A 9976-nucleotide genomic window follows, 5' to 3' on the forward strand; every position below is an offset into this window, starting at 1 on the left:
CGCGGGCAGCCCGACCTGCCGCGCCCGGCGCCGATCTACCTGCGCCCCGCCGATGCCGCGCCGGCGCGCGACCGCGGCCCGGTCATGCTGCCCTGACCAGCCCATGACGCCGGACCAGCTTGCCACCCTGCATTTGCGCTGTTTCGGGGCGCATCCCCGGCCCTGGTCGGCGGCCGAGTTCGAGGATCTGCTGCAAAGCCCGCTGAACTTCCTGCTGGCGCGGCCGGAGGGCTTCCTGCTGGGCCGCGCCGTCGCCGGAGAGGCCGAGCTGCTGACGCTGGCCGTCGCCCCCGAGGCGCGGCGGCAGGGTCTCGCCTCGCGCCTGCTTGGGGATTTCGCCGCAGCGTCACGGGCGCGCGGCGCCGAGTTGGCCTTCCTGGAGGTCGCGGCCGACAATGCCGGCGCCATGGCGCTTTATGCCGGGCAGGGCTGGCAGATCGCCGGGCGGCGGCGGAATTACTATGCCCCCGGCCTCGACGCGATCCTGATGCGCTGCGCCCTGCCCGCCAAGACAAACGGTTGACGGAATCCGGCCCTTGCGCCCTAATCCTGCTATTCCCGGGCTGAATCGCCCGCAACAGGTTGAGGTTCTGACATGTCCCTGATGAAATCCCTGCTGGCCGGCGCCTGCCTGACCCTGCTGCCCATGGCGGCACTGGCCGATCCGGCGCTGATCTTCGACCTGGGCGGGAAATTCGACAAATCCTTCAACGAGGCCGCATTTAACGGCGCCGAACGCTGGAAGGCCGAGACCGGGGGCAGCTACAAGGAACTGGAGATGCAGTCCGAGGCGATGCGCGAACAGGCGCTGCGCCGGCTGGCGCAATCGGGCGCCAATCCCATCGTCATGACCGGCTTCGCCTTCGGCGAGGTGCTGAACAAGGTCGCCCCCGACTACCCGGATACGAAATTCGTCATCATCGACATGGTGGTCGAGCAGCCGAACGTGCAATCCATCGTCTTCACCGAGGAGCAGGGCTCCTACCTGGCCGGCGTGCTGGCGGCGCAGGCGTCGAAATCCGGCACCGTGGGCTTCATCGGCGGCATGGACATCCCGCTGATCCACAAGTTCGAATGCGGCTATGCCCAGGGCTTCAAGGCCGCGAAGCCGGATGGCAAGATCATCGTCAACTATACCGGCACCACCCCGGCGGCCTGGAACGACCCCGTGAAGGGCGGCGAGCTGGTCAAGGCGCAGATCTCGCAGGGCGCCGACGTGATCTATGCGGCGGCCGGCGGCACCGGCATCGGCGTGCTGCAGGCGGCGGCCGATGCGGGCATCCTGTCCATTGGCGTGGACAGCAACCAGAACCACCTGCATCCGGGCAAGGTGCTGACCTCGATGGTCAAGGGCGTGGACAATTCCGTCTACGAGGCCTTCAAGGCCGGCGCCGATGTCAAGCCGGGCATCAAGGTCATGGACCTGGCCTCGGGCGGGGTCTCGGTGGCCATGGACGAGAACAACAAGCCCCTGATCACCGAGGAGATGACCGCCGCCGTCGAGGCCGCCAGCAAGGCCATCGTCGGCGGCGAGATCAAGGTGCATGACTACATGACCGACAATAGCTGCCCGGTCGAGTGACCCGGTCGAGTGACATGGCGCTTGCTGGCGCGACAGGCACGGCCCCCGCAATCGAATTGCGGGGGATCTGCAAGGCATTCGGGCCGGTGCAGGCCAATCGCGACATCGACCTGAGCGTGCCGCGCGGCACCATCCACGGCATCATCGGCGAGAACGGCGCCGGCAAGTCGACGCTGATGTCGATCCTCTATGGCTTCTACCGTCCCGATGCGGGCGAGATCCTGGTCGGCGGCAAGCCCGTCGCCATCGCCGACAGCCAGGCCGCCATCCGCGCCGGCATCGGCATGGTGTTCCAGCATTTCAAGCTGGTGCAGAACTTCACCGTTCTGGAAAACGTGGTCCTGGGGGCCGAGGACGGCCGCCTGCTGCGCCCCTCGCTGGCCCGCGCGCGCGGCGAGCTGAAGCGGCTGGCGGCGGAATACGAGCTGCAGGTCGATCCCGACGCCCTGGTTGAGGAGCTGTCGGTCGGTCACCAGCAGCGGGTCGAGATCCTGAAGGCGCTCTATCGCCGGGCCGACATCCTGATTCTGGACGAGCCGACGGGCGTGCTGACCCCGGCCGAGGCCGATCACCTGTTCCGCATCCTGCGCGGCCTGAAGGACGAGGGCAAGACCATCATCCTGATCACCCACAAGCTGCGCGAGATCATGGAGATCACCGACAATGTCGCGGTGATGCGGCGGGGCGAGATGGTGGCCTCGGTCCGCACGGCCGAGACCAGCCCGGCCGCGCTGGCCGAGCTGATGGTCGGGCGCAAGGTGCTGCTCAGGGTGGACAAGGCCCCGGCCCGGCCCGGCCCGCCGGTGCTGGAGGTGCGAGGGCTGCGCATGGTCGATGCCGATGGCGTCGAGCGGCTGCGCGGCATCGACCTGGATATCCGGGCGGGCGAGATCCTGGGCATCGCCGGCGTGGCCGGCAACGGCCAGACCCAGCTTCTGGAGATCCTGGGCGGCTATGCCGAGCCGGGCAGCCGGCTTTCCGGCGAGATCCGGCTGAAGGGCCAGAAGCTGCCGCTGTCGGGCTCGGACGGCCGCGCGCGGCGCCGCGCCGGCATCGGCCATGTTCCCGAGGACCGCCAGGCCGAGGGGCTGATCATGGATTTCACCGCCTGGGAGAACGTGGCCTTCGGCTATCAGGACGCGCCCGAGTTCCGGAATGGCCTGCTGATGGACAATGCCGCCATCCGCAAGGACGCGACAGGCAAGATCGCGCGTTTCGACATCCGCCCGCCCGACCCGGATCTGGCGGCGAAAAGCTTCTCGGGCGGCAACCAGCAGAAGATCGTGGTGGCGCGCGAGGTCGAGCGCAATCCCGAGCTGCTGCTGATCGGCCAGCCGACGCGCGGCGTCGATATCGGAGCCATCGAGTTCATCCACAAGCGCATCCTGGCGCTGCGCGATGCCGGCCGCGCGGTGCTGCTGGTCTCGGTCGAGCTCGACGAGATCATGGCGCTGTCGGACCGCATCGCGGTGATGTTCGACGGCCGCATCATGGGCGAGCGGCTGCCCGGCGAGGCGACGACCGGCGATCTGGGCTGCCTGATGGCCGGGGTCGATCCCACCGCCGCGCCGCCCGGGGCGACGGCGCGGACCGATGCCGACGGGGGCGCCGGATGAGCCGCCGCATGCCTCCGGCGGGAGTATTTGGAAAACGGAAAAGACCGGGAAAGGCGGGCTGATGGAGCGAATGCCGACATGGGCGGATGTGATCCTGACGCCGCTGATCTCGCTGGCGCTGGCCTTTTCCATTTCGGCGCTGGTGATCCTGGCGATCGGGGAAAGCCCGGCCGAGGCGCTGAAGGTCATGGTCGAGGGCGCGCTGGGATCCAGCTATGGCTGGGGCTTCACCCTGTACTACACCACGAATTTCATCTTCACCGGGCTGGCGGTCATGGTCGCCTATCACGCCGGGCTATTCAACATCGGCGGCGAGGGGCAGGCAGCGATGGGCGGCCTGGGCGTGGCGCTGGTGCTGCTGGCCCTGCCCTGGCCGCATTGGGCCTTCGCGCTGCCGGCGGCGGCGGTCGGGGCAGCGCTGTTCGGGGCGGCCTGGGCGCTGATCCCGGCCTGGCTGCAGGCCCGGCGCGGCAGCCATGTCGTCATCACCACCATCATGTTCAACTTCATCGCCGCAGCGCTGCTGAACTATGTGCTGGTCAACCTGCTGCGGCCGGTGGGCAGCATGGACCCGGCCTCGGCCAGTTTCGCGCCGGCGACGCATCTGCCGAAACTGTCGGACATGGCCGGGGCGCTGGGGCTGGAATGGGGCGAGAACACGCCGGTGAACATCGCCTTCTTCATCGCCCTGGCCGCCTGCCTGCTGGTCTGGCTGCTGATCTGGCGCACGCGGCTGGGCTATGAGATCCGCGCCTTCGGCAAGTCCGAGCCCGCCGCGCTTTACGCCGGCATCTCGGCCCTGCGGATCACCGTGCTGGCCATGCTGGTCTCGGGCGGGCTGGCCGGGCTGATGGCGGTGAACAACGTCATGGGCGAGGCCGAGCGGCTGGTGCTGAACGCCGTCGAGGGCGCAGGCTTCATCGGCATCGCCGTGGCGCTGATGGGCCGCAACCATCCGTTCGGCGTGTTGCTGGCAGCGCTGCTGTTCGGCTTCCTCTACCAGGGCGGCGGCGAACTTGCGCTGTGGACCACCATCCCGCGCGAGCTGATCGTGGTCATCCAGGCGCTGGTGATCCTGTTCACCGGGGCGCTGGACAACATGGTGCGCATGCCGCTGGAACGGCTGTTCGCGGCTTTGCGCCGGAAGGGGGCGTGATGGATTTCGCGACGGTCCTGCAGATCCTCGATTCGGCGGTGCGGCTGATGACGCCGCTGCTGCTGGCCTGCCTGGCCGGGCTCTATTCCGAACGCGCCGGGGTCTTCGACATCGGGCTGGAGGGCAAGATGCTGATGGCGGCCTTCACCTCGGCCTCGGTCGCCTATGCCACCGGCAGCGCCTGGCTGGGGCTGCTGGCCGGGATCGCCGGAGCGGCGGCGATGGCCGGGCTGCATGGCCTCGCCTCGATCAGCTTTCGGGGCAACCAGCTGATCTCGGGGGTGGCGATCAACTTCCTCGCCTCGGGGCTGACGGTGCTTCTGGGGCAGAAGATCTTCGGGCTGGGCGGTCGCACGCCCTCGCTCTCCGGCGCGGCGCGCTTCGGCGAGATCACCCTGCCGCTGGCCGACGCGCTGCGCCCGGTGCCGGTGATCGGCCCGATCTATGCCGAGCTGATCTCGGGCCATACGCTGCTGGTCTATGTCGCCTTCGCCATGGTGCCGCTGACCTGGTGGGTGCTCTATCGCACTCGCTTCGGCCTGCGGCTGCGCGCGGTGGGCGAGAACCCGGCCTCGGTCGATACCGCCGGGGTGTCGGTCACCCGGCTGCGCTACGGCGCCGTGATGATCTGCGGCGTGCTTTGCGGCATCGCCGGGGCCTACCTCGCCACCGGCATTTCGGCCGGCTTCGTCAAGGAGATGACCGCCGGGCGCGGCTTCATCGCGCTGGCGGCGCTGATCTTCGCCAAATGGCGGCCGTGGAGCGCGCTGTTCGCCACCTTCCTGTTCGGGCTGATGGAGGCGGTGGCGAACCGCTTCCCGGACCTGGACCTGGGTTTCGTCACCGTGCCTTCGATGTTCATGAACGCGCTGCCCTATATCCTGACCGTCATCATCCTGGCCGGCTTCGTCGGCCGCGCCATTCCGCCCCGCGCCGGAGGAGAGCCCTATGTCAAGGAGCGCTGAGCTTGCCCGCCTGATCCGCGACCGCGCCGGGGACGCGCCGCCGGAATACGGGCTGATCCTCGGCTCGGGACTCGGGCACCTGGCGGCGGCGGTTCAGGGCGTGGCGATCCCCTATTCCGAGCTGCCGGGCTTTCCGCATGCCGGGGTGTCGGGCCATGTGCCGCAACTGGTCGTCGGCCAGCTGCAGGGGCGCCGCGTCGCGGTGCTGGGCGGGCGGGCGCATTACTACGAATCCGGCCGTGCCGATGTCATGCGCCTGCCGCTGGAGGTGCTGAAGGCGCTCGGCACCGAACGGCTGATCCTGACCAACGCGGCCGGCAGCCTGCGCGCCGACCTGCCGCCCGGCGCGCTGATGCTGCTGTCGGACCACATCGCCTTCGCCGGGACCAACCCGCTGATCGGCGAACCTTCCGAGGCGCGTTTCGTGCCGATGACCGACGCCCATGACCCCACCCTCCGCGCCGGGCTGAAAACCGCCGCCGAGGCCGAGGGGATCGCGCTGCCCGAGGGGGTCTATTGCTGGTTCTCGGGGCCTTCCTTCGAGACCCCGGCCGAGATCCGCGCCGCCCGCATCCTCGGCGCCGATGCGGTCGGCATGTCCACCGTGCCCGAGGTGATCCTGGCCCGCTTCCTGGGCCTGCGCTGCGCCGCCGTCTCGGTCATCACCAATATGGGCGCCGGGCTCTCGGACGAAGCGATCAGCCACGACCACACCAAGGCCATGGCGCCCCTGGGCGCGGCCAAGCTGGAACGCATCCTGCGCCGGTTCCTCGGCCAGGGCGCCTGATCCCCGGCTTCTTCGTTGCCCCAATACTCCCGCCGGAGGCAAGCGCCCGCGCCGCCGGCGCCTAGGTCAGCCCCGCAAGCGCCGCCTCGACCCGGGCCGCAGCGCCGTCCAGATCGTCGAGCCGATCCAGCGCCACCACCGGCCCCTGCCTGTCGTCATGGCGCGCCCGGTGCCGTTCATAGCGCGGGTCGTAATGGTCGCGCATCAGCCCCGCCGCCAGCCCGGCCCAGTCGGCGGCGTCGATCAGGCGCAGCCAGTCCTCGATCCGTTCGGCCGGATGCAACGGGCGCAGGCTGTTCACGATCCCCGCCAAGGCCTCGGGATCGGCGCAGGCCTCGGCATAGCTTCGCGCGGTATAGGCGGCGCGAGCCTCGACCGGAACGGCCAGGCGGATGCGCGGCGCGGCGATGATCGCCTGCCAGATGCCGCGCGGCAGGTTCAGATCGCCGATGCGCGAGCTTTCCGCCTCGACCAACAGCGGCCGGGCGGGGTCCAGCGCCTCCAGCGCCAGGGCCAGCCGGCTTTCGAACCGCTTCTGCGACGGCTGGCCGCCCGGCATCGCCCCGAACAGGCTGCCGCGATGGTTCGCCAGCCCTTCCAGGTCGATGACCTGATGGCCGCGTGCCGCAAGCCGCGCCAGGATTTCGGTCTTGGCGCTGCCGGTATTGCCGTCCAGCACCACCACCGGCGCGGTCACGGGTGCCGTGACCCGCGCCACCACCAGCGCCCGCCAAGCCTTGTAGCCGCCTTCGATGCGGCCGACACGCCAGCCGATCTGCGACAGGATGGTGGCGAAGGCGCCCGAGCGCTGCCCGCCGCGCCAGCAATAGACCAGCGGCCGCCAGCCGCCGCCGAAGCCGGAAAGCGGCCCGGCGATATGCCGCGCGGCATTGGCGGCGACCATGGCGCCGCCCAGCTTGCGGGCGTCGAAGGGCGAAACCTGCTTGTAGATGGTGCCGACCTGGGCGCGCTCCTCGTCCGAAAGCACCGGCAGGCTGATCGCGCCCGGCAGGTGGTCCTCGGCGAATTCCAGCGGCGAGCGCGTGTCGATGATAGTGTCGAACCCGGCCAGCGCCGGATCCGACAGCGAAGTCAGGCGGATGTCCACTTAATAGACATAGACCGGCGTGCCGACCGGGATCTGCTCGTAAAGCGCCATCACCGCCTCGTTGCGCATGCGGATGCAGCCGTTCGAGACGGCGCGACCGATCGAGTTCGGCTCGGTCGTGCCATGGATGCGGATCGAGGTGTCGTTGCCCCGCGCGTCGTAAAGATAGAGCGCCCTCGCCCCCAGCGGGTTGGTCGGGCCGCCCGGCATGCCGTCCGCCCATCTGCCATATTGCTCGGGCTTGCGCTTGATCATCGCAGGGGTCGGCCGCCAGCTGGGCCATTCGGTCTTGCGGCCGACGGTGGCGCGGCCCTTCCAGACCAGCTCGTCCTTGCCGACGGCGACGCCATAGCGGACCGCGCGGCCGGGCGCGACGACATGGTAAAGAAAGAAATCCTTCGAAACGACGACGATGCTGCCGACCTCGAAATCATTGCGGATCGAGACCTCGGTCGGGGCATAGGGGTCGCGCCGGGGCTCGGCCTTGGGCGCGGCGGGCAGCGCCTTGTCCTGCGCAAGAAGCAGCGTCGGCGCGGCGACCAGCGGCAGCGTAGCCAACAGCATCTGTCTGCGGTTCATGTTTGCGTCCTGAATCCTTGGAATCCTTGGTCTCCGCCTAACCGCTCGGACGCGCGGGATCAACTCAAAGCGCCGTGACGCGGTTGAAACGCGCCGCAAGCGTGCCTAGCTTGCATCGGGAAAGGATCGCCCGCCATGACCAGCGCGACCGCCAGAGCCTGCTGCCCCGCCCCCCGGCCCCGCCGGGCGGCGACACGCGCCCCGCATCTGTGCCGGGGTCGGGGCGGGCGCGGCTGCCGCTGCCATGTCGCGACCCGCCCGCAACTGGCTCGGCCGGTTCTGGCCGGGAACGGCCATGCCCTGCGCTGGCGTCCCGATGCCGGCGAAGGTCCGCCGCGCCACCGGATCCTGCATCACCTGCCCCAACATCCGCAGGCCCCGCCGCATCCTGTCTGAATCGCGTCTTTTCCGCCATTCCGACAGGACAAAACCATGAAACGTCACCAGAACGATGCCGAGCTGACCGTCACCGGCATGAATTGCGCCTCTTGCGTGGGGCGCGTCGAAAAGGCCCTGGCCGCCGTGCCGGGCATCGCGAACCCGCAGGTCAACCTGGCCACCGGCCGGGCGCATTTCCACATCGACACCCCCGAGGCCCTGCCCCAGGCCGTCGAGGCGCTGGCGAAAGCCGGCTATCCCGCCGAGTCCCGGCAGACCCGGCTGGCCATCGAGGGCATGAGCTGCGCCTCTTGCGTGGGTCGAGTGGAAAAGGCGCTGGCCGCCATGCCGGGCGTGAGTTCGGCGCAGGTGAACCTGGCCACCGGCAGCGCCGCCATCCGGCATTCACCCGCCGTCGCGCCCCAGGCACTGGCCGATACCGTGACCGCCAAGGGCTATCCGGCCGAGGTGCAGCATGAGGCCGGCCATCACATGCACGACCACGGCGGCGACGCGGCCGCGCTGAAGCGCAACTTCCTTATCGCATTGGCCCTGACCCTGCCTGTCTTCGTGGCCGAGATGGGCGGCCATGCCTTCCCGGCCTTCCATCACTGGCTGCACATGGCGATCGGCCAGCAGACGCTCTGGGTGCTGGAATTCCTGCTGACCACGGCGGTGCTGGCCGGGCCGGGGCGGATGTTCTTCCGCATCGGCATCCCCGCGCTCGCCCGCCGGGCGCCCGAGATGAACAGCCTGGTCGCGCTGGGGGCCTCGGCGGCCTGGCTCTATTCGACCGTGGCGACCTTCGCGCCCGGCCTCTTGCCGGCGGATTCGGTGCATGTCTATTTCGAGGCCGCCGCCGTCATCGTCACGCTGATCCTGCTGGGCCGCTGGCTGGAGGCGCGCGCCAAGGGCCGCGCCGGCGACGCCATCCGCCGGCTGATCGAGCTGGCCCCCGACAGCGCCCATGTCGAGCGCGACGGCCGGGTCGTGGAGATCGCGGTGGCCGAGCTGCGCCCCGGCGACATCGTGCATCTGAAGCCGGGCGAGCGGGTGGCGGTGGACGGCGTGCTGACCGAGGGCAGCGGCGCCGTCGACGAATCCATGCTGACGGGCGAGCCAGTGCCGGTCGCCAAGAATCCCGGCGATGCGGTGACGGGCGGCACGGTGAACGGCAATGCGGCGCTGGCCTATCGCGTGACCGCAACCGGCGGCGACACGGTGCTGGCGCGCATCATCCGCATGGTCGAGGACGCGCAGGCCACCAAGCTGCCGGTGCAGGCGCTGGTGGACCGGATCACCGCGGTCTTCGTGCCGGTGGTGATCGGGCTGGCGCTGCTGAGCTTCGCGCTGTGGCTGATCTTCACCGGCTCGCCGGGCCAGGCGCTGGTGGCGGCGATCTCGGTCCTGATCATCGCCTGCCCCTGCGCCATGGGGCTGGCGGTGCCGGTCTCGATCATGGTCGGGACCGGACGCGGGGCCGAGCTGGGCGTGCTGTTCCGGCGCGGCGATGCGCTGCAAAGGCTGGCCGATGCCCGTATCGTCGGCTTCGACAAGACCGGCACCCTGACGCAGGGCGCGCCCGCCCTGACCGCGCTGGAAGCCGAGGGCATCGCGCCCACCGAGGCGCTCCGCCTTGCCGCCGCCGCCGAAGCACGCTCGGAACATCCGCTGGCCGCCGCCATCCTCGCCGCCGCCCGCGACAAGGGGCTGGAGCTGCCCACGGCCGAGGCCGTGCAAGCCGCCGCCGGGCGCGGGCTTTCGGCGCGGGTCGAGGGGCGCGCGCTGCTGATCGGCAATGCCGC

At 69.9% G+C, this 9976-nt stretch carries 9 protein-coding genes; 7 read left to right on the plus strand and 2 right to left on the minus strand.

The features are described 5' to 3' along the window. Positions 1–103 precede the first annotated feature (103 nt). The 6 genes from I9P22_RS21410 (at position 104) to I9P22_RS21435 (ending at position 6106) form a co-directional block, all read left to right on the plus strand. Positions 104–523 (plus strand): GNAT family N-acetyltransferase, encoded by a 420-nt coding sequence (locus I9P22_RS21410; protein WP_199261960.1) that lies wholly within the window; start codon positions 104–106, stop codon positions 521–523. 72 nt (positions 524–595) lie between these two features. Further along, on the plus strand, positions 596–1582 hold the full coding sequence (locus I9P22_RS21415; RefSeq protein ID WP_199261962.1) for a BMP family lipoprotein: 987 nt from the start codon (positions 596–598) through the stop codon (positions 1580–1582). Positions 1583–1596: 14 nt separating this feature from the next. Then, entirely contained in the window at positions 1597–3198 is a 1602-nt protein-coding gene (locus tag I9P22_RS21420; protein ID WP_199261965.1) for an ABC transporter ATP-binding protein, read from the plus strand. A gap of 61 nt (positions 3199–3259) precedes the next feature. Then, complete coding sequence (locus I9P22_RS21425) at positions 3260–4354, plus strand: ABC transporter permease (protein ID WP_199261967.1); 1095 nt, start codon at positions 3260–3262, stop codon at positions 4352–4354. Further along, the gene (locus tag I9P22_RS21430) at positions 4354–5319 is read left to right on the plus strand and encodes an ABC transporter permease (protein WP_199261969.1); all 966 of its coding nucleotides are present in this window, start codon (positions 4354–4356) and stop codon (positions 5317–5319) included. Before I9P22_RS21425 ends, I9P22_RS21430 begins: the two co-directional genes overlap by 1 nt. After that, positions 5303–6106 carry a purine-nucleoside phosphorylase gene (locus I9P22_RS21435; RefSeq protein ID WP_199261971.1) on the plus strand — a complete coding sequence of 268 codons (804 nt, stop codon included), beginning with the start codon at positions 5303–5305 and terminating at the stop codon, positions 6104–6106. Before I9P22_RS21430 ends, I9P22_RS21435 begins: the two co-directional genes overlap by 17 nt. A 61-nt stretch (positions 6107–6167) precedes the next feature. Here I9P22_RS21435 and mnmH read toward each other — a convergent pair whose 3' ends face one another. Both mnmH and I9P22_RS21445 read right to left on the minus strand, forming a co-directional pair. Next, positions 6168–7214 carry a tRNA 2-selenouridine(34) synthase MnmH gene (mnmH, locus tag I9P22_RS21440; protein ID WP_199261973.1) on the minus strand — a complete coding sequence of 349 codons (1047 nt, stop codon included), beginning with the start codon at positions 7212–7214 and terminating at the stop codon, positions 6168–6170. After that, the gene (locus tag I9P22_RS21445; RefSeq protein ID WP_199261975.1) at positions 7215–7793 is read right to left on the minus strand and encodes a L,D-transpeptidase; all 579 of its coding nucleotides are present in this window, start codon (positions 7791–7793) and stop codon (positions 7215–7217) included. Positions 7794–8225: 432 nt separating this feature from the next. Between I9P22_RS21445 and I9P22_RS21450 the strand changes: the two genes are divergently transcribed. Continuing rightward, positions 8226–9976 (plus strand): heavy metal translocating P-type ATPase (locus I9P22_RS21450; protein WP_199261977.1); only part of this gene is annotated, 1751 nt, incomplete at its 3' end.

This window comes from Paracoccus binzhouensis (assembly GCF_016446475.1).
Lineage (GTDB): Bacteria > Pseudomonadota > Alphaproteobacteria > Rhodobacterales > Rhodobacteraceae > Paracoccus > Paracoccus binzhouensis.

Bases quoted from the DNA above. Each gene is read 5' to 3' on its own strand.
- I9P22_RS21420 (WP_199261965.1), top strand. From the start codon at position 1,597: ATGGCGCTTGCTGGCGCGACAGGCACGGCCCCCGCAATCGAATTGCGG.
- I9P22_RS21425 (WP_199261967.1), top strand. From the start codon at position 3,260: ATGGAGCGAATGCCGACATGGGCGGATGTGATCCTGACGCCGCTGATC.
- I9P22_RS21410 (WP_199261960.1), top strand. From the start codon at position 104: ATGACGCCGGACCAGCTTGCCACCCTGCATTTGCGCTGTTTCGGGGCG.
- I9P22_RS21435 (WP_199261971.1), top strand. From the start codon at position 5,303: ATGTCAAGGAGCGCTGAGCTTGCCCGCCTGATCCGCGACCGCGCCGGG.
- I9P22_RS21430 (WP_199261969.1), top strand. From the start codon at position 4,354: ATGGATTTCGCGACGGTCCTGCAGATCCTCGATTCGGCGGTGCGGCTG.
- I9P22_RS21415 (WP_199261962.1), top strand. From the start codon at position 596: ATGTCCCTGATGAAATCCCTGCTGGCCGGCGCCTGCCTGACCCTGCTG.
- I9P22_RS21445 (WP_199261975.1), bottom strand. From the start codon at position 7,793: ATGAACCGCAGACAGATGCTGTTGGCTACGCTGCCGCTGGTCGCCGCG.